Annotated in this window: 17 protein-coding genes; 10 read left to right on the top strand and 7 right to left on the bottom strand. The window is 53.8% G+C overall.

Features of this window, described 5'->3' with window-relative positions; genetic code table 11:
• The first annotated feature begins 12 nt into the window (after positions 1–12).
• The gene (locus WA429_RS14780) at positions 13–1,698 is read left to right on the top strand and encodes a P-loop ATPase, Sll1717 family (RefSeq protein ID WP_287464728.1); all 1,686 of its coding nucleotides are present in this window, start codon (positions 13–15) and stop codon (positions 1,696–1,698) included.
• Here WA429_RS14780 and def read toward each other — a convergent pair.
• Positions 1,655–2,173, bottom strand: coding sequence for a peptide deformylase (gene def / locus WA429_RS14775; protein ID WP_101246905.1), 519 nt, complete (start codon positions 2,171–2,173; stop codon positions 1,655–1,657). The two genes, WA429_RS14780 and def, sit on opposite strands and share 44 nt — an antisense overlap.
• A gap of 154 nt (positions 2,174–2,327) precedes the next feature.
• A complete protein-coding gene (gene rmuC, locus WA429_RS14770) occupies positions 2,328–3,845 on the bottom strand; it encodes a DNA recombination protein RmuC (protein WP_114112272.1) in 1,518 nt (505 codons plus the stop codon).
• 498 nt (positions 3,846–4,343) lie between these two features.
• On the opposite strand from rmuC, the gene acs reads away from it, so the two are divergent.
• From acs to WA429_RS14750, 4 genes are all read left to right on the top strand, one after another.
• On the top strand, positions 4,344–6,287 hold the full coding sequence (gene acs / locus WA429_RS14765; protein WP_336107562.1) for an acetate--CoA ligase: 1,944 nt from the start codon (positions 4,344–4,346) through the stop codon (positions 6,285–6,287).
• 300 nt (positions 6,288–6,587) lie between these two features.
• Positions 6,588–8,078 (top strand): SulP family inorganic anion transporter, encoded by a 1,491-nt coding sequence (locus WA429_RS14760; RefSeq protein WP_170310196.1) that lies wholly within the window; start codon positions 6,588–6,590, stop codon positions 8,076–8,078.
• 31 nt (positions 8,079–8,109) lie between these two features.
• A complete protein-coding gene (locus WA429_RS14755; RefSeq protein ID WP_287464726.1) occupies positions 8,110–8,964 on the top strand; it encodes a universal stress protein in 855 nt (284 codons plus the stop codon).
• A 169-nt stretch (positions 8,965–9,133) separates the two neighbouring features.
• On the top strand, positions 9,134–10,183 hold the full coding sequence (locus tag WA429_RS14750; RefSeq protein WP_287464725.1) for an alpha/beta hydrolase family protein: 1,050 nt from the start codon (positions 9,134–9,136) through the stop codon (positions 10,181–10,183).
• 114 nt (positions 10,184–10,297) lie between these two features.
• Here WA429_RS14750 and WA429_RS14745 read toward each other — a convergent pair whose 3' ends face one another.
• The 5 genes from WA429_RS14745 to WA429_RS14725 all read right to left on the bottom strand — a co-directional run bounded on the left by WA429_RS14745 (position 10,298) and on the right by WA429_RS14725 (position 15,395).
• The gene (locus tag WA429_RS14745; RefSeq protein ID WP_101246900.1) at positions 10,298–10,894 is read right to left on the bottom strand and encodes a hypothetical protein; all 597 of its coding nucleotides are present in this window, start codon (positions 10,892–10,894) and stop codon (positions 10,298–10,300) included.
• A 177-nt stretch (positions 10,895–11,071) separates the two neighbouring features.
• Entirely contained in the window at positions 11,072–12,073 is a 1,002-nt protein-coding gene (gene hslO, locus WA429_RS14740) for an Hsp33 family molecular chaperone HslO (RefSeq protein ID WP_287464724.1), read from the bottom strand.
• Between the two features lie 160 nt (positions 12,074–12,233).
• A complete protein-coding gene (argF, locus tag WA429_RS14735; RefSeq protein ID WP_101246898.1) occupies positions 12,234–13,151 on the bottom strand; it encodes an ornithine carbamoyltransferase in 918 nt (305 codons plus the stop codon).
• A 23-nt stretch (positions 13,152–13,174) separates the two neighbouring features.
• The gene (locus WA429_RS14730) at positions 13,175–14,332 is read right to left on the bottom strand and encodes an aspartate aminotransferase family protein (protein ID WP_101246897.1); all 1,158 of its coding nucleotides are present in this window, start codon (positions 14,330–14,332) and stop codon (positions 13,175–13,177) included.
• A gap of 268 nt (positions 14,333–14,600) precedes the next feature.
• Positions 14,601–15,395, bottom strand: a complete 795-nt coding sequence (locus tag WA429_RS14725; RefSeq protein ID WP_101246896.1) for an ABC transporter permease — start codon at positions 15,393–15,395, stop codon at positions 14,601–14,603.
• A gap of 94 nt (positions 15,396–15,489) precedes the next feature.
• Here WA429_RS14725 and WA429_RS14720 point away from each other — a divergent pair, with 94 nt between their 5' ends.
• The 5 genes from WA429_RS14720 (at position 15,490) to WA429_RS14700 (ending at position 18,799) form a co-directional block, all read left to right on the top strand.
• Positions 15,490–16,197: a regulatory protein RecX gene (locus WA429_RS14720; RefSeq protein ID WP_287464723.1), complete on the top strand. Its 708-nt coding sequence runs from the start codon at positions 15,490–15,492 to the stop codon at positions 16,195–16,197.
• 86 nt (positions 16,198–16,283) lie between these two features.
• Positions 16,284–16,619, top strand: coding sequence for an arsenate reductase (glutaredoxin) (gene arsC / locus WA429_RS14715; protein ID WP_287464722.1), 336 nt, complete (start codon positions 16,284–16,286; stop codon positions 16,617–16,619).
• Positions 16,620–16,769: 150 nt separating this feature from the next.
• On the top strand, positions 16,770–17,138 hold the full coding sequence (locus tag WA429_RS14710) for a CidA/LrgA family protein (protein WP_114112267.1): 369 nt from the start codon (positions 16,770–16,772) through the stop codon (positions 17,136–17,138).
• Positions 17,135–17,860, top strand: a complete 726-nt coding sequence (locus tag WA429_RS14705) for an LrgB family protein (protein ID WP_101246893.1) — start codon at positions 17,135–17,137, stop codon at positions 17,858–17,860. Before WA429_RS14710 ends, WA429_RS14705 begins: the two co-directional genes overlap by 4 nt.
• Before the next feature lie 177 nt (positions 17,861–18,037).
• A complete protein-coding gene (locus tag WA429_RS14700; protein ID WP_287464721.1) occupies positions 18,038–18,799 on the top strand; it encodes a hypothetical protein in 762 nt (253 codons plus the stop codon).
• Positions 18,800–18,806 lie beyond the last annotated feature (7 nt).

Below are 18,806 nucleotides of genomic sequence, written 5' to 3'. Positions count from 1 at the left end.
TTGAAAGTTGCAATGAGAGTTAAAGGTCAAGATGTAATTCGGTTTAAAAAAACCGATCTTGTCGGTTTCGCAGACGCGGAATCAGATCACGAATTCCTCAACAATTGCTTTGTTGAAACAGGAAACATCGAAGTACTAACCAATTGCAATGATCCGCGATGCATAATTCTCGGTCGTACAGGCAGCGGTAAGACAGCTCTTGTAAAGAGAATTTTACAAACTCAAGAACATTGTATTGAGATCTCCCCCGAAGAAATGTCGTTGAATTATATATCCAACTCTAATGTGATTGATTTCTTCGATAATATTGGGGTGAACTTAGATCTTTTTTACAAGCTGCTATGGACACACACATTCACTGTAGAGCTTATAAAGAACAAATACGACATTACTAATCGTGAAAAGAAAACTGCCTTCCTAGATAGAATCAAATCGATTGTCGAAAAAGACCGTTCTAAAGAAAAAGCTATTCAGTACCTTGAGAACTGGGGCGATAAATTCTGGGAGGAGACAGAAGCAAGAGTCCGAGAAATAACGGAAGAAATCGAAAATACTCTAAGGGCTTCGGCCGGTGCGAATTTTTCGAACGTTAGCTTAGACGCTGAAGGCGCGAAAAAATTATCAACATCTCAAAAAATGGAACTCAAGGAGAGAGGTACAAAGGTTGTAAACAAAATCCAAATACAGGATTTAAATAATCTAATCCGCCTCTTATCCGATGACATATTTTCTGACAAACAAAATAATTTTTATATCGTCATTGATAAGCTTGATGAAGAATGGATCGACAGCAACATTAAACATAGATTGATAAAATCCCTAATTGAGAGCATTAAAAGCTTCAAGCGAGTATCATCTGTTAAAATTATTATAGCGCTACGAACAGACCTAAAAAACAGAGTAATAAAGAACACTCTATCAGAGGGATTTCAGGAAGAAAAATATAGATCATTATATCTAGAACTGCAATGGTCTCGACAGTACATTAGAGCTATACTTGAAAGCAGAGTTGGGCACTTATTTGAAAGCATGTACACTAAACACAATGTTAATTTGAGCCATATACTTCCAACATCTGAAATAAATAAAAGAAAACCTGCTGACTATATTATAGACAGAACATTTCTTCGCCCAAGAGAAGCTATTATTTTCTTAAACATTTGCATCAAGAAGGCAGAAGGCGGAACAAAGATAACAGTCGGAAACATTAAAGCTGGTGAAATGGAATACTCCAAAGATCGAATAAACTCATTAGAAGATGAATGGAGATCAGACTATCCACTTTTAAAGAAATATGCTGACTTGATATCAAACAAAACTTCACCATTTAAGGCGAAGACGTTGATTTCAGTATTTGATGATTTTGCTCTAGAAATAGCAGCCTTATCAGGACAAGGAAACGATAGCGACCCAATACTTTCGAGCTGCAAAGACTATATCTACGACAAAATCTCAGACAACTTTGAAATCGTTAAGCTTATTGTTTCCATACTATACAAAGTCGGAATGATTGGCCTTAAGCTAAACCCGCATATCGGACGGCAGTGGTCGTATCTAGATGAACCAGAAATACCTATTTCGTCGATTGATCGAGAAACACAAATTGAGGTTCATGAGACATTCTGGCCGATTCTAGGAACTCAACGAGCATCGTCTAGGCAGATTTCTTCGTCTTCTGAAGCTTCTGGACCTTTTTGATCATCATGTTGCGTTTAAGCGCACTCAGATAGTCGGTGAACAAAACGCCATCAAGATGATCGATCTCGTGCTGGATACAGGTCGCAAGCAGGCCATCCGCCTCGATCTCGTGTTCCTTGCCGTTTTCGTCAAGGTACCGCACGCCGACCTCGGCCGGGCGTTCGACATCGGCATATTGTTCGGGGATCGAAAGACAGCCTTCCTGATAAACCGATGTATCTTCCGATTCCCAGATGATTTCCGGGTTGATCAGTTTCATCGGTTCGGGCTTGTCCTTGTCATCGGAAACATCCATGACGACAACGCGCTTCATCACCCCGATCTGCGGCGCTGCAAGGCCGATGCCCGGGGCTGCGTACATGGTTTCAAGCATGTCATCAAGAAGGTCTCTGATCTCATCATTCACCTCGGTGACCGGTTCGCACTCCTTCTTGAGGCGCGGGTCTGGAACGATAAGAATTTCACGCAAGGCCATGGGTCTTTGATCCGGTTTCGAACTTGATTCTGGTCTGTATTATAGCGAATTTCGCGCTTCGAGATAAGGTTTCCCGTCCCCCAAGTCAAGAAAGCTGCGCCAAATAGACCGGGTAACAGCCATGCTTCGCACCGCATGGCCGCATGATTGCGTCTTACTTTTCCTCTGGCTTGGTATCGGGTTTGTCGTCCGGTCCGGCCAGAAGTTCCATTTTCGTGATGTCCCGCACATGGGTTTCCGACGGTGCCGGTTCCTCGATCATGCGGTCATCGGCAACGATATGCTTTTCCTTAAGCTTGCGCGCCGATACCAGAACCGATCCCTCAAGCGTGCCAAGCGTCTTGTTGTAATTCTTGACCGTACTTTCAAGCGACTTGCCCATCGAACTGAAATTCTTGGCAAGTGTGCCCAGACGATCAAACAATTGCTGGCCGATCTCGCTGATATCGCGCGCACTTTCGGCCAATGCTTCCTGACGCCAGCCATATGCCACCGCCTTGAGCAACCCAAGAAGCGTGGTCGGCGTTGCAAGGATCACCCCGTCGCGGAAACTGTCCTCGATCAAACGCGGGTCGCGTTCAAGTGCGGCCGAGAAAAAGCTTTCACCCGGAAGGAACAGCACCACGAATTCCGGACTGTCGACCGACTTCCAATAGGATTTTTTCGAAAGCTCTGTGATCACCTTGCGCACATTGCCGACATAGGTCGCAAGCAATGCCTCGCGGCGTTCATCGTCATATTTTTCGTCAATTGCTTCCAAATAGGCCGATGTCGGGGCCTTGGCATCGACAACGATGTTTTTCCCGCCCGGCAGGTGAATGACCATGTCGGGTTTCTGGATGCCTTCGTCGGTATTGAAATGAACCTGCTCGTCAAAGTCACAATGTTTGAGCATCCCGGCAAGCTCGACAATGCGCTTGAGCTGCAATTCGCCCCACTTGCCCGATACCGATGAACTGGACCGAAGGGCGGAACTCAGTGTCTGGGTCTCTTTTGAAAGCCGGGTCTGCGATTGCACAAGGGTCCCGACCTGTTCGCGCAACTCGCCATAGGCCTCCTTACGGCTTTTTTCAAGCTCGTTAACCTTGTTATCAAAGGCCTCAAGCCGTTCTTTGATGGGTTTTACAAGGCCATCAATTGCCTGTTGGCGTTTTTCAAGATCGCCCTTGGCACCTTCCTGAAGGCGCGAAAAGTTTTCACGCGCCAGCTTGAGAAACTCGTCATTATTCATCTTGAGCGCATCGGACGACAGCGCCTTGAAACTATCAAGCAGCTTGGTCTTGGCATCTTCAAGCATCGCAAGCTTCTCGGCCGCCGCCTCGCGCTCTTTCTCAAGGGCGGTTTCAAGCTCCGATCCCTTTTCGCGCCACTGATCAAGGGCGGTGCGCAGCTCCTTCATCTCGGCCTCAAGGATCGGCACCCGGTTGGCCGTGGTTTCGGCAATGGCGCGTTTTTCCGATACCTCGGCCAGTTTGTCGCGCGTGATTGCCAACTCGCCTGCAAGATCGCGCCGGGTTGCTTCGGTCTGTTCAAGCTGGGATGACAGCAATGCGGTGCGCGACTCTGTCTCGGCATCTGCGGCATCCTTGATGCGTTTGATCATCATCGCGCAAAAAACCAGTGCCAGAACCGACGCGCCAAACGCGCCCGCGGCCAAAGAAATCGGATCCATTGTCCCACCATTCAATTATCGTGTGGATTCTTTGTATCTGTTTTGTTCCATCAAATCCAGAACCGAACAAAACCGGTTTTGACCGCCCGTGATCAAATTTTGTCAAAGCCATTGCTGGCGTGAAACCGAATTTCGACTATATATCAACAAGATATTCAGAAACCAATCACGCCACCCACCAAACCTGTATGTCTTCACATCCCCGGTCTGCACCAGATTGCCGGTTCATCAAAGCCGAATTTAAGCAGGCAATCCGCCAGTTTGGGCAGTCCTAAAGTTGTATTCCCTGAATATCTTCTGCGCACTAGCATAGGGCGCAAGCGACAGGATCATATTGTTTGCCCGTTTTGCGCACTGCACCGAACGGAACCGGCAATACAGAATCTCTGAACCGCACCGAAATACCGCATCGGCACGGACGCCGTTTCCGACACACCGGAAAACAATGGCTGCTACCTGATGCATCAGAGACCACAGGAAACGAACAAGAGGCCACATATGTCTGCGAACGTTTATCCCGTACCCGGCGACATCGCAAAGAACGCCCTGATCGACAAGGCAAAATACGATGCCATGTATAAACAGTCGGTCGAGGACCCGGATGGCTTCTGGGGCGAACATGGCAAACGCATTGACTGGATCAAGCCATACACCAAAGTCAAAAATGTCAGCTATGACGCCAAGGACCTCTATATCAAATGGTACGAAGACGGCACCCTGAACGTCTCGGCCAACTGCCTTGATCGCCATCTTGAAAAACGCGGTGATCAGACCGCCATCATCTTCGAAGGCGATGATCCCAACGTTTCCGAGCACATCACCTATCGTGATCTGCATGAACGCACCTGCCGTTTTGCCAATGCGCTGAAATCGATGGGCGTTGGCAAGGGTGATCGCGTTGTCATCTATCTGCCGATGATCCCCGAAGCCGCTGTCTCCATGCTGGCTTGTGCGCGAATCGGTGCGATCCATTCCATCGTCTTTGGCGGTTTCTCGCCCGAAGCACTGGCCGGTCGCGTCGAAGATTGCGGCGCCAAGGTCGTGATCACCTCGGACGAAGGTCTGCGTGGTGGCCGAGCGGTTCCGCTTAAACGCAATGCTGACGAAGCCCTTTCACATCCCGGTGTCAAATCGGTCGAGAAAATGGTCGTCGTCAAACGCACCGGCAAGGATGTCGCATGGAACGACACCCGCGACGTCTGGTATCACGAAGTTTGCGCAGCGGCCTCGACCGATTGCCCGCCGACCGAAGTCAATGCCGAAGACCCGCTGTTTGTTCTGTATACCTCGGGTTCGACCGGCAAGCCGAAGGGCGTTCTGCACACCTCGGGCGGTTACCTTGTCTATGCATCGATGACCCATCAGTATGTCTTTGATTATCACGAAGGCGATATTTACTGGTGTACGGCCGATGTCGGCTGGGTTACCGGTCACAGCTATATCGTCTATGGGCCGCTGGCCAATGGCGCGACCACGCTGATGTTCGAAGGTGTGCCAAGCTATCCGGATGCTTCGCGCTTCTGGCAGGTCTGTGAAAAGCACAAGGTCAATATCTTCTATACCGCACCGACCGCGATCCGTGCCCTGATGCGCGAAGGCGTCGACTGGGTCAACAAGGCCGATCTTTCGAGCTTGCGCATCCTTGGTTCGGTGGGTGAACCGATCAACCCCGAAGCCTGGGAATGGTATCACGAGCATGTCGGCAAACGGAATTGCCCGATTGTCGATACCTGGTGGCAGACCGAAACCGGCGGCATCCTGATCACCCCGCTTCCCGGTGCAACCGATTTGAAACCGGGTTCGGCAACGCTTCCGTTCTTTGGTGTTCAGCCCGCCCTTCTTGATAACGAGGGCAAGGAACTGACCGGTGCCACCGATGGCAACCTTGTCATCAAGGACAGCTGGCCGGGTCAGATGCGTACGGTCTATGGCGACCATGAACGCTTTATCCAGACCTATTTCAGCACCTTTGACAAAGTCTACACCACCGGTGACGGCGCCCGTCGCGACGATGATGGCTATTACTGGATCACGGGCCGCGTTGATGACGTCATCAACGTATCGGGTCACCGCATGGGTACGGCCGAAGTCGAAAGCGCGCTTGTCGCCCACGCCAAGGTTGCCGAGGCCGCCGTGGTCGGCGTTCCGCACGACATCAAGGGTCAGGGCATCTATGCCTATGTGACGCTCAATGCCGGCGAAGAACCGACCGACGAGCTTCGTCTTGAACTGGTCAAATGGGTCCGCAAGGAAATCGGCCCGATCGCAAGTCCCGACTTCATCCAGTGGTCGCCGGGTCTGCCGAAAACCCGTTCGGGCAAAATCATGCGCCGTATCCTGCGCAAGATTGCCGCCAACGAATATGACCAGCTTGGTGATACCTCGACCCTGGCCGATCCGGGCGTGGTCGACGATCTGATCGAAAACCGTCAGAACCGTTAATCGTCACCTGCGACTATCTTTGATTGGCATCTTGCTGATCATGACATCAAACCCGCCGGGAAACCGGCGGGTTTTTTCGTGTGTCCCGAAACCGGCATGGCCCGATGCGTGCCCTGTGGTTGTGCAAAAACTTAAATTGGTATAGGTACAGCCTGCTGCGACGCAGCAACGAACAGGATGGTTTGGGGACCCCTGTCGCCGCACGGATCGGCTGACGGGAAAAGATGACCGTCCTGATAACTTCCTGCCAGGACGGGGGACAGCCTTGATCGTCCGGGCATACGGATACGGAGACTTTCTGTGAATAGCGATTTTCTTCCGCGTTTGCGGGCTGAGTGGCTTGGCAACATTCGCGGTGATGTGCTTTCGGGCCTTGTGGTGGCACTCGCCCTCATTCCGGAAGCCATTGCCTTTTCGATCATTGCCGGTGTTGATCCCAAGGTCGGGCTTTATGCCTCCTTCTCGATTGCAGTAATCACCGCGATCTTTGGCGGACGTCCGGGCATGATTTCGGCGGCAACGGCAGCAACGGCTGTTCTGATGGGGTCGCTGGTTCGTGAACACGGGCTGGATTATCTGCTGGCCGCCACCATTCTGGCTGGCGTGATCCAGATGCTGGCAGGTGCGCTCAAACTCGGCAATCTGATGCGCTTTGTCTCCAAATCCGTGATGACCGGCTTTGTGAATGCGCTGGCGATCCTGATCTTTATGGCGCAGTTGCCCGAACTGATCGGGGTTTCGAACATGACCTATGTGATGGTGGCCGGTGGTCTTGCCATCATCTATCTGTTCCCGCGCATCACCAAAATCATCCCGTCCCCGCTGATTTGCATCATCGTTCTGACCGGTATTTCGCTGTTTATCGATGCCGATCTGCGCACGGTTGGCGATATGGGCGCACTTCCCGATGCCTTCCCGGCAATCTATCTGCCCGATGTGCCGCTGAACCTTGATACCTTCCTGATCATCCTGCCCTATTCGGCGGCGGTTGCGGCGGTTGGTCTGCTCGAAAGTCTCATGACCGCCCAGATCGTTGATGATCTGACCGACACCACATCGAACCGGACCCGTGAATGCTATGGTCAGGGGATCGCCAACTTCTTTACCGGCTTTATCGGTGGCATGGCCGGTTGTGCGATGATTGGCCAATCGGTGATCAACGTGAAATCCGGCGGCCGTTGCCGTCTGTCGACCTTCCTTGCCGGTATCTTCCTTTTGATCCTGATTGTGGTTCTGGGGGATCTTGTCGCGATCATTCCGATGGCGGCCCTGGTTGCCATCATGATCATGGTGTCAATCGGGACATTCAGCTGGTCCTCGATCAAGAACCTGCGCGAACATCCGCGCAGCTCGTCGATCGTGATGCTGGCCACCGTGATCACGGTTGTCGGATCGCACAATCTGGCGATTGGTGTTCTGGTCGGGGTTCTGCTGTCGGGCATTTTCTTTGCCTGGAAGATCGCGCAGATTTTCCGTGTCACCAGCACCCTTTCGGCTGACAACACGCATCGCACCTATGAAGTACGCGGTCAGATCTTCTTTGCCTCGGTCGAAGATTTCACCAAGGCATTCGATTTCCGCGAAGCCCTTGATAAGGTGACGATTGATGTCAGCCACGCGCATATTTGGGACATTTCAAGTGTTGCAGCCCTTGATATGGTCGTGCTCAAATTCCGTCGTGAAGGGGCCGAAGTCGAATTGATCGGTCTCAATGAAGCCAGCGAGACAATCGTCGATAAACTGGCCATCCACGACAAGCCCGGCGCACTTGAACGCCTGATGGGCCATTAAGGCCACCGCAAAAGGGAAAAGGAAACGATCAATGACCCATCTGATCGCACTGATTGACGGTTCAGGCTATTCGCAAAGTGTATGTGACCTTACCCGCTGGGTGGCGGAACGGACCGACGCATCCATTGACCTGATGCATGTTCTGGGCCGTCGTTCGGTCGGCTCCGAACCAGCCGATCTGAGCGGCAATTTGAAACTCGGTGCGCGCACCGCACTTCTCAAGGAACTGGCCGATCTTGACGAGCAGAAAAACAAGCTCGAACTCAAACGCGGTCGCCTGCTGCTTGAAGAAGCCAAAACCGGTCTCGAAGATGCCGGTCTTGCCAATGTCGGCACCAAGCTGCGCCACGGGGATCTGATCGAAAGCATCGCCGAGTTCGAAAATGACGCCGATCTGATCGTGGTTGGCAAACGCGGCGAAGCCGCCGACTTTGCCAAAATGCATCTGGGATCGAACCTTGAACGGGTTGTCCGTGCGGCCAAAAAGCCGGTTCTGGTCGCATCACGCGCTTTCAAGCCGATCAACAAATTCCTGATCGCCTTTGATGGTGGCGAAAGTGTCATGAAGGCCGTGCGTCACATCGCAAGTGGCAAACTGTTCACCGGGCTTCCCTGTACTCTGCTTTCGGTTGGCAAACCGACCGACACCATGCAGGAAAAACTTGATGAAGCCGCCGCCATCCTGCGCAAGGCGGGATATAGCGTCGATGCCGGTTTTGCATCGGGCGAACCCGAAGACGTGATCAAGGACAAGATCGAAACCGACAAGATCGATCTTCTGGTCATGGGGGCCTATGGCCATTCACGCATTCGCAACTTGATCATTGGCAGCACCACCACCGAAATGGTGCGCTCTTGCCAGGTGCCGGTGATGATGTTCCGCTGATAAGCGTCACCACTCGCACGACCCAAAACCATCTTGATGCCCCTGTCTGATTGCCGACAGGGGCATTAATTTTATCAACATGGTGTCCTAAATCGCGTTTCAGGACGCCAAACCCCGCAAATGCGCGCTTTCCTGACCTTCAAGTCATCGACAAGAAAGGTCTGCCACCATGCGCTTTGCGTTATGCACCGTTTTCATCCTTCCCCTGCTGGTCGCGATATCGTCTGCCGCGTTTGCCAGCGATGTCGGATTTGCCAAATTCTCCCTTGTTGCCAACGGACCCGATCAACGCGACCTGTCTGGCGTGATCTGGTATCCGTCACGTGATGACACGCCAGAAGAAACAATCGCCGAAAACATCGTATTCCATGGTGAAAAGGCACGCCCGGGCGCAACACCCCTGCCCGGCTCCTATCCACTGGTTGTTCTGTCTCACGGTTTTGGCGGCAACTGGCGCAATCAGGCATGGCTGGCCACCGAACTTGTGCGCCACGGCCGAATTGTCGCTGCCCTCAATCACCCGGGCACCACCAGCAAGGACCTGCAAGCCCTCGACGGGCGGATGCTTTGGAAACGCCCACAGGACATCGCGCAGTTAATCGCCTATCTCACCGGTCATTCCGACTGGTCGTCCTTGCTCAGAACAAATGATATTGCTGTTATCGGGCATTCACTGGGGGCCTGGACGGCACTTGCAATTGCCGGTGCACGCACCGATGCCAGGCGGATGCTGGCCGATTGCCGTGACCATGCCGATCTTGCCGCATGTGATGTGGTTGCCGATTTCGCCATCGGTCACAGCAAAACCGATCAACAGCTCCTCGCACAATCTCTTCGTATTACCAATGTCTCACGGGTCGTCAGCCTTGATCTCGGGCTGGCACGCGGCTTTACCCCCGAAAGCCTGTCAAAAATAGACATTCCGGTTCTTCTGATCGCAGCAGGAAGCCCGAACCCCGGCATTCCCCATGCCATCGAAACCGGCTATCTGCGGCCATATCTTAATGCCGCCTCGACCGAGTTTCATCTGATCGAACAGGCCGCACATTTCAGCTTTATGCCACGGTGCAAACCGGGTGCGGCCCGCTTGCTCGACGACGAAGTTCCCGGTGACGGGGTGGTTTGCCGCGACGGGGATGGCACCCCGGATGACACACGCCAAATCATCCATCACCAAACCGCCAGGCTGATCATCGACTTCCTGGATCGCACGCACTAGCCACCCACAAGCCATGAATTCCAGGCACAAATCACGGCACGGCCCAATCATCAGACAAATAAAAAGCCCGGCAATTTCCTGCCGGGCTTTTGTCACACCATTTCGATATCCGGCCTAGCGCAGGATGAAACGCCCCAGATTGGAATTGATCTGGCGTTCCAGTTCGCGGTCCAGATCCATCAAAAGGGCGGCTGTCGCGTCGTAAATCGCCTGTTCGCGTTCGGCAACCGACATCGATTCCGAAAGCGTGCGTGACCGCGATGCCATCGCCTGGACTTCGCCTTTCTGCACACCATTGGCATCCATCAGTTCAAGCTTGGCTGCGACCTTGAGTTCGATCTTGTCGGACTGGTCATCGGTAAACACGCCCTTGATGCCTTTGGTCGTCTTGAGCGCGTTTGACGTGATTGATGCTTCGGTCACCGAATAGCGCAGCATATCGCTGGTGCCTGCGGTCTGAAGACGGTCATCGGGCCAGTTCATCGCCATTTTGCCAAGGCTGAATGGCAGATCCGACGCAATCGATCCGTCTTCGGTATTGCTCCAGGCGGCAACTTTTTCAATCGGGCCTGCAGCAAATACGATCGGCGTAAGATGGCGCCATGTCACATCGGGGTAATTTGCCACCGGTGCGCTGGTGCAGGCTGCCATCAGGGCAAGTGCCGCACCCGCAACCACGGTACGCAGACCATTGATGGACAATAGCTTCATGACTTCAAACTCCCTTGCCTCTGACTTCGATGCCTAAATTAACCTGTTGGGCGGCCATATAAAAACGCCACCACAAGCTTTATAGCCATGGTGACGTTGCATGATGATTAAGGCAAGGCTATGACGCGCCCGATACCTGTTATTTCACATGATGGCATGTGTTGGGCATCTGATCCGTCAGGCAGACGGGCTGTCTTCTGACGTGCTGTCTTCTGCCTTGGCGTTTGCATTGGCGTCGTCGGCCTTAAGGGCGCGCAAGTCATCCTCGTCAAAGCCATAACGCGTATTGCAGAACTGGCAAGAAACACCAACCTCGCCGGTATCTTCCTCGCGCATCGACAGAAGTTCCTCAAGCGGATAGGTAACCAGCGCACCTTCGATCTTTTCGCGCGAACAACGGCATTTGAATCGAAGATCGGACTGCTCATAAACGCGCGGTTCCTCGTCATGGAACAGACGCCAGATCAGGTCATGGGCCGACAGCGAAATATCCACAAGCTCGTTCTCGGTCGCACTGGCCATCAGGATGGTCGAACGGTTCCAGTCCTCGGCAACCTTTTCGGCCTCTTCCGGGGTGGCGGCATCGCCCGATGCACTGACCGGCATTTTCTGCAAGAACAGCCCACCAACCCACCAGTCGGCATCAGTTTCACCCCGATGCACTTCAAGCTTGAAGGCGGTTTCAAGCTGCTCGGACTGGCGGAAATAGGCTTCTGCACATTTGGCAAGGGTCTCGCCCTCAAGCGATACAATCCCCTGATAGCGTTCATGTTCATCGCCCTGATCGACGGTAAAGGCAATATGCCCGCGTCCCATCAGTTTAAGAACCTGCCCGCGCAGGGCTTCCTCGCCGCCGTCTTCCTCGGCAATCATCGCCGTAAGGCGTTCTTCATCGACCCGAAGACAGGCACGCACATTGCCGTCACTGTCAACATCGACCACCATCATGCTGATCGGCCCGTCCGAGCTGGTCTGAAGGGTAAAAAGCCCCTCATATTTCAGCGACGACGACAGCAATACCGCAAGCCCGATGATCTCGCCCAGCAGATGATTGGCAAGCGGCGGGTATTTGTGCTGACCGATAATGGTCTGCACCGTCGGTCCAAGGCGCGTAAAGCGGCCGCGAATATTGGAATGATCCAGCGTGAATGGCTGGCAAAAATCGACAGCGATCTGCATGTTCGGCTTCCGCGTGGTTAGGTGTTTGGGGCCGTATAACAAGACAAGCCCCCGATTGTCGAGGCGCGTTAACACAACGCTTTACCCGACCTCTGACAGCATAACAAAGGGCGGCCAAAGCCGCCCTTCAAATTCGATCTGCCTTATTTAGGCGCAAGGATCAGGATGGCAAGCCGTTAAAGCAGTATAACAGAACCCCTTTTTGCGCATGCAGGCGGTTCTCTGCCTCGTCAAACACCACCGATTGCGGCCCGTCAATCACCTCGTCGGTGACTTCCTCGTTGCGGTGTGCCGGCAGGCAATGCATGAAAATCGCATCATCCTTGGCCTGGGCCATGGTTTTGGCATTGATCTGATAGGGTGCCAGGGCTGCCATGCGGGCATCGTAATCTTCATCCCCCATCGAGACCCAGCAATCGGTCACGACCACATCGGCCCCTTCAAGCGCACTGTCCATATCGGTCAGACGGACCTGGCCACCCTGCGCATTGGCATTTTCAATCAGGCCCTGATTGGGGCGATAGCCAACCGGGCAGGCCATATCAAGCGCAAAGCCGAATTTCGGCGCGGCATGGATGAACGATGTCGATACATTGTTGCCATCGCCAACCCAGGCAAATTTAAGGCCTTCAAGCTTGCCCTTGTGTTCCTTGATCGTCATCAGATCCGCCATGATCTGACACGGGTGGCTCTGATCGGTCAGGCCATTGATCACCGGAACCGTGGCATATTGCGCCAGTTCAAGCAGCTTGGACTCATCGGTGGTCCGGATCATGATCGCATCGACAAAACGCGACAGAACACGTGCGGTATCGGCAATGGTTTCCCCGCGGCCAAGCTGGCTGCTTTCGGCATCAAGGATCACCACATCACCGCCAAGCTGGCGCATGCCGACTTCAAACGAAACACGGGTCCGGGTCGACGGTTTTTCAAAAATCAGCGCCAGCGTCTTGCCCGCAAGCGGCTTGACGCCAAACGGGGCATTGCCGGCTTTTTCGGAATCGCCAAGGGCGAGAATATCTTTCAGTGTTCCCGACGGCAGTTTGTCGAGATCAAGAAAATGACGAATATCAGTCATGGTTAGTCTTCCTTCCTGCGCCCTTATTTCGCCAGGGCTGCGGCCGCTGCTTCAATGGCAGCAAGCGCTTCGTCAACATGGGTTTTGGTGATGTTGAGTGGCGGCAACAGACGCACCACATTATCGCCGGCCGGAACTGTCAGAACATTGAGCTCGCGCAGCTTGGCAACAACATCGACATTGGTCGGGACCGTTTTCATCCCCAACAACAGACCCATGCCACGGATTTCCGCGATAAAGCCCGGATGTTTCCGGGAAATGGCCGCAAGGCCGTCGCGGATCAATTGGCTCATGTCCAGAACATGGTCCATGAAACCGGGTTTCAAAACTTCGTCCAGCACGGCATTGGCCGCCGCCATGGCAAGCGGATTGCCACCAAAGGTCGTGCCATGCATACCGGCCGGAAGGGCCGCGGCCGCCTTTTCGCTCGCCAGCAACGCCCCGACCGGGAAACCACCGCCAAGGCCCTTGGCCGAGGAAATGATATCAGGGATCATGTCCGACCATTCATAGGCAAAAAGCTTGCCCGTCCGGCCGACACCGGTCTGAACTTCGTCAAACATCACCAGCATGCCGAACTCGTCAGCCGCCTTGCGCACACCTTCAAGATAGCCTTCCGGCGCACGGCAAATGCCGCCTTCGCCCTGGATCGGCTCCAGAAGGATCCCGCCGGTATTGGGCGTGATCGCGTTGCGCAATTCATTAAGATTGCCATAGGCAACCCGGTCAAAGCCGTCGGGCATCGGCCCGAAACCTTCGCGGTACTTGTCGCTGTAACCAGCCGTCAGCGTACCAAGGGTACGGCCATGAAACGCATTGGTCGCAACCAGAATACGGTTCTTTTCCGGATGTCCCGACACGTGCTGATAGCGGCGCAGCATCTTGATGCCCGCTTCATTGGCCTCGGCCCCGGAGTTACAGAAAAACACCGTATCGGCAAAGGTGTTGGCCACCAGACGTTCCGCCAGCTTTTCCTGCCCCGGAATACGATACAGGTTCGACGTATGCCAGACCTTGCCGACCTGCTCGGTCAGCTTGGCAACAAGATGCGGATGCGAATGGCCAAGGGTATTGACCGCAATACCCGACCCGAAATCAAGGAATCGTCGGCCGTCCTGCGCATAGAGATAAGGTCCTTCACCTTTCTCAAAGGCCAGATCGGCCCGCGCATAGGTCGGCATGACGGGAGTAATCACTTCTTTATTCCTCAATTAGGGTAAAAATCGGTTTGTTGACCAGTTGGTCAACTCCGGCAGAATACCGGGAAGCCGGGGAGTATCAAGAGATTCCTTGACCCTGTCAACGCCGCAAAACCCCTTAGAAGCGGGGGCCATCCATTTGCCCGTCCGTTTGTTTGCCAATGCGGCGCGAAATGAAAAAGGACAGCATCCGCTTTCGGAGGCTGTTCTTTTGAAGAAATTTTGCGTTTCCGCGGCTTTTGGCAGGTCTTTATGCCTTGAGCTTGTACCCGCTTTTGATCATGCGATAGCACAACAACCACAACACCGCATTGACCGCCGCAAGGACAATCACACCGGTCATGATCGTGCCGTCCGACATGCCCGTAAAGCCATAGCGGAACCCGTCAATCATGTAGAAGAACGGGTTAAAATGCACCAGAATCTGGCCCGCTTCGGGCAGGTTTTCGGCACTGTAAAACGTCCCTGACAGGAACGATAACGGGGTAACGACAAAGTTGGTCACGACCGCGATATGGTCAAATTTCTCGGCCCAGACACCACCGGCAATGCCAAGCAGCGACAGCATCAGCGATGCGGAAATCCCGAAATACAGGATCGCCCAAAGATTATGGATGCTGACATCGACAAAGAATGCCATGGCAATGGCGGTTGCCAGACCAACCACAATCCCGCGGGTCACCGCGCCAAACGCGAAACCGGCGACCATTTCACCGGCCGATAACGGCGGCATCAGCACATCAACGATATTGCCCTGAACCTTCGAGATCATGATCGAACTCGACGTATTGGCAAATGCGTTCTGTGCCATGGTCATCATGATCAGACCCGGCGCAAGGAAGGTGGCAAACGGAATGCCATTGACGGTTTCGACCGCACGACCAAGTGCAAGCAGAAAGACCGCCAAAAACAGCAAACTGGTAATAACCGGCGCACCAACGGTTTGCAGATGAACATTCAGGAACCGGCGGACTTCTTTGGCATAAAGTGTCCAAAGACCAAGCCAGTTGACCGCGCCCATCTGACGTGGGGCTAACTCTTTCATGAAGTTTCCTTCGGAAAAATGCAGACAATTGCGCGTAAAATAGGGAGAGTGGGGGCATCCTTGCAAGGGTGCGTATTCATTCATTTTGTCTGATATGGTCAATAAACAGCATCAAAGCCCGGAAACACTGGCCTCTGACGGCGCATCGCCGTCTGGCGGAAACGCGCGCTTTACCGGAAATAATGGCAAAAATGCCAAAGACAAAAAACGCGAACCCAAACGTCCGCGCCGGGTCACCCGTGACTATTTGATGAATTATGCCACCTGGTATCTCGAACGGTTTGCTGCATCGCGTGCCCGGCTTGAAAAGCTGATGCGCGGTAAAATCCGTCTTTCGGTTGCCGAATATGGCACCGACCCCGAAGAAGCCGTGCAATGGATGAACTCGGTTCTGGCTGCCTGCGAAAAGGCCGGCTTCATCAATGATGATGCCTATGCGCGCGGTCGTGCCAGATCGCTACTGCGCAAGGGCAAGGCCATGCGCGTCATTGCCGCTGATTTGTCGGCACGCGGTATTGCATCCGATCAGATTGATGACGCCATCCGCGATCTTCGTGCCGAGGCCGATCAGGCCGCCTATGAAGAAGTGCGGGGCACGGACCCCAATATTGCCGCGGCCGCCGCCTATGCCCGACGTCGGCGCCTTGGCCCCTGGCGCCGTCCCGATATCCGCGAGGAAAAGCGCGAAAAGGACATGGCGGCCCTGGCCCGGCAGGGTTTTGGCTATGACACCGCCACCCGCATCATCAATAGCGACCTTGATGAGCTTAATGACCTGCTTTCGATGATCGACGGCATTTGATCGCTCCGGCATTTGATCGCAACGGCAAAGCTGTTTATGACTGGCTCAAACGCCTCCTAAAACATCATGATACGGAGAACCCACAAATGATGGTCCGCATCTATCACAATCCGCGCTGTTCGAAATCGCGCCAGACCCTGGCCCTGATCGAGGAAAAGGGCATCACGCCAGATGTGATTGCCTATCTCGACACCCCGCCAACCCCACAGGAACTTGCCGGCATTCTTGATATGCTGGGCATGAAGCCCGAAGACATTCTGCGCAAGAAAGAGGCAAAGGAAGAAGGCATCGCCGATTTACGCGGGGAAGAGCTGATCGAAGCCCTTTGCGCCCATCCGCGCGCCATCGAACGTCCGATCGTGGTCAATGGCAACAAGGCCGCACTGGGCCGCCCGCCGGAAAGCGTTCTGGAAATTATGTAAGACCGCAGCAACGCGGCAAAATTCCATAATTTCAAACGCCTGTGCCACATCGGCACGGGCGTTTTTCGTAATTAATAAAAGTCCAATACCCTCACAGGCATTATGTCTTGCAGATAACGTCAGATCAAAACACCTGTGGGGAGGTCGTTGATGATTGCTGCATTTGCCCTGATCCTTGTTTGCCAGCTGTTTGGCGAAGTGGTCTCGGAACTGTTTGACCTGCCGGTGCCCGGTCCGGTCATCGGGATGGTTCTTCTGTTCATCGGGCTTCTGGTCAAACGAAAACCGCCCAAGGTTCTGACAGATGCCGCCGACAATCTTCTGATCCATTTTTCATTGCTGTTTGTGCCGGCCGGGGTTGGCGTCGTCACCCAGATTGACCGGCTCAAGGGCGACTGGTTGCCGATTGCCGCCGCCCTGACCATCTCGACCCTTCTGACCATGGTTCTGACCGCCCTTCTGATGTCAAAGCTGTTCCCGAAACAGGATACGGCACAAAAGGCGGAGGACGCGCAATGAACGAAGCCGATATCACCCAGCTTTGGGTCTATCTGTCGGCCAAGCCGCTGACCGGACTGACCATCACCCTTGTTGCCTATGCTGTTGGCTTCTGGCTCTATCAGAAAAGCAACCGCAACCCGATCTGCAATCCGGTGGTGATCGCCATTGCTTTGATTGCCCTGTTGCTCAATGTCACGGGCACCCCCTATGCCACCTATTTCGAAGGGGCACAGTTCGTCCACTTTCTGCTGGGTCCGGCAACGGTGGCACTTGCCGTGCCGCTGTTCCGTCAGACCGCGACCCTTAAACGTGCATTGCCGGTCATTGTGTTCGGGGTTCTGTTCGGATCACTGGTCGCCAGTGCCAGCACGGTCATTCTGGCCTGGGCATTGGGCGCAAGCCCGGAAACGCTGGCATCACTCGCGCCGAAATCGGTCACGACCCCGGTTGCCATGGGCATTGCCGATGAAATTGGCGGTGTTCCGGCCCTGACGGCTGTCTGTGTGATTGCAACCGGCATTGTCGGAGCCACGCTTGGCCCGATGGTCATGAACAAGGCCCGCCTCAAGGACTGGCGCGCACGCGGATTTGCCATGGGGGTTGCCGCCCACGGGATCGGCACGGCCCGCGCGTTTCAGGTCAATGAAACCGCCGGCGCCTTTTCCGGTCTGGCGATGGGCCTCAATACAATGGCCACCGCCCTGACCATCCCGTTCCTGTGGCACTGGATCTTTGGCTAGGACATCTCGACCAACCCGGACGGCTTACCCCGGACGGCTTACCCGGACGCCGTCCGGCGATATGCATGGCGAAGTATGGTACGATCACGGGTGTCATTGTTAACCGCTTGCCTCTATCATTGTCGTTCTTGACGTTGCACCGGCTGGTGACAGTCGCGCAAATCACAAGGGAACGTGATGAAAATCAAAGTCTTTGGCGAACGCAATACCGGAACCAATGCCCTGATGACTGTAATCAGGGGCAATTCCAAATCCGTGGTTCTGCCGAGTGTTCTGGCCGAAGTATCCCCGCAAGCCCGGCAGAATTTGGCAATCATGATGCGGATGGGCATTTCGACCAAGGGCAAAGAACAACTTATCGATGCTGCCTTCAAGGGCCGCCCGATTCTGGAACAATGGAAACATGCCGCGACATATTTTGATGTCGCGACGGTCAATGACGACGTCCATTTTGTGTTTACGGTACGCCATCCGCTTTCATGGCTGATCGGTCTGTTTCAGAAACCCTATCATCTGCTTGTTGAAAAGCCGGCCAGCCTGATTGATTTTGCCAAAATGGACTGGGAAACAGTCGGTCGCGACAATTTGCCGAAAAAAACCTATAAGCCGCTGGAACTATATGCGGCAAAGCTGCGATCCTATCGCGACCTGATGGACAAGCTCGACCACAAGGGGATCGGCTATACCGTCATCAAGTTCGAAGATTTCGTCACAGATCAGATGCAGGCTTTCCAAACGCTAAGCCCCCATCTTGACGCCCCATCCGGCATGTTTCGGGAACTGACCCGATCCACAAAGGAAGCAAGCAAGGATTCCGCATTCTATCGGAATTATTATGCCAACGAAGTCTGGCGCGATGAATTCCCGGACATCAACAAGGTGCGGCTTCCCGAAGACGGCGATATCTTCAAATCCTTCGGCTATGCGCCAGGCACCTGATCAGATC

Source organism: Thalassospira sp. CH_XMU1420-2 (assembly GCF_037029325.1).
Lineage (GTDB): Bacteria > Pseudomonadota > Alphaproteobacteria > Rhodospirillales > Thalassospiraceae > Thalassospira > Thalassospira povalilytica.
The sequence above is the reverse complement of the archived record's forward strand: the minus strand, read 5'-3'. Positions and strand labels throughout refer to the sequence as shown.

Excerpts from the sequence above, each read along its gene's own strand:
- WA429_RS14780 (WP_287464728.1), top strand. The coding sequence starts at position 13 with ATGAGAGTTAAAGGTCAAGATGTAATTCGGTTTAAAAAAACCGATCTT.
- def (WP_101246905.1), bottom strand. The coding sequence starts at position 2,173 with ATGGCCTTGCGTGAAATTCTTATCGTTCCAGACCCGCGCCTCAAGAAG.
- rmuC (WP_114112272.1), bottom strand. The coding sequence starts at position 3,845 with ATGGATCCGATTTCTTTGGCCGCGGGCGCGTTTGGCGCGTCGGTTCTG.
- acs (WP_336107562.1), top strand. The coding sequence starts at position 4,344 with ATGTCTGCGAACGTTTATCCCGTACCCGGCGACATCGCAAAGAACGCC.
- WA429_RS14755 (WP_287464726.1), top strand. The coding sequence starts at position 8,110 with ATGACCCATCTGATCGCACTGATTGACGGTTCAGGCTATTCGCAAAGT.
- WA429_RS14750 (WP_287464725.1), top strand. The coding sequence starts at position 9,134 with ATGCGCTTTGCGTTATGCACCGTTTTCATCCTTCCCCTGCTGGTCGCG.
- WA429_RS14745 (WP_101246900.1), bottom strand. The coding sequence starts at position 10,894 with ATGAAGCTATTGTCCATCAATGGTCTGCGTACCGTGGTTGCGGGTGCG.
- hslO (WP_287464724.1), bottom strand. The coding sequence starts at position 12,073 with ATGCAGATCGCTGTCGATTTTTGCCAGCCATTCACGCTGGATCATTCC.
- argF (WP_101246898.1), bottom strand. The coding sequence starts at position 13,151 with ATGACTGATATTCGTCATTTTCTTGATCTCGACAAACTGCCGTCGGGA.
- WA429_RS14730 (WP_101246897.1), bottom strand. The coding sequence starts at position 14,332 with ATGCCGACCTATGCGCGGGCCGATCTGGCCTTTGAGAAAGGTGAAGGA.
- WA429_RS14725 (WP_101246896.1), bottom strand. The coding sequence starts at position 15,395 with ATGAAAGAGTTAGCCCCACGTCAGATGGGCGCGGTCAACTGGCTTGGT.
- WA429_RS14720 (WP_287464723.1), top strand. The coding sequence starts at position 15,490 with ATGGTCAATAAACAGCATCAAAGCCCGGAAACACTGGCCTCTGACGGC.
- arsC (WP_287464722.1), top strand. The coding sequence starts at position 16,284 with ATGATGGTCCGCATCTATCACAATCCGCGCTGTTCGAAATCGCGCCAG.
- WA429_RS14710 (WP_114112267.1), top strand. The coding sequence starts at position 16,770 with ATGATTGCTGCATTTGCCCTGATCCTTGTTTGCCAGCTGTTTGGCGAA.
- WA429_RS14705 (WP_101246893.1), top strand. The coding sequence starts at position 17,135 with ATGAACGAAGCCGATATCACCCAGCTTTGGGTCTATCTGTCGGCCAAG.
- WA429_RS14700 (WP_287464721.1), top strand. The coding sequence starts at position 18,038 with ATGAAAATCAAAGTCTTTGGCGAACGCAATACCGGAACCAATGCCCTG.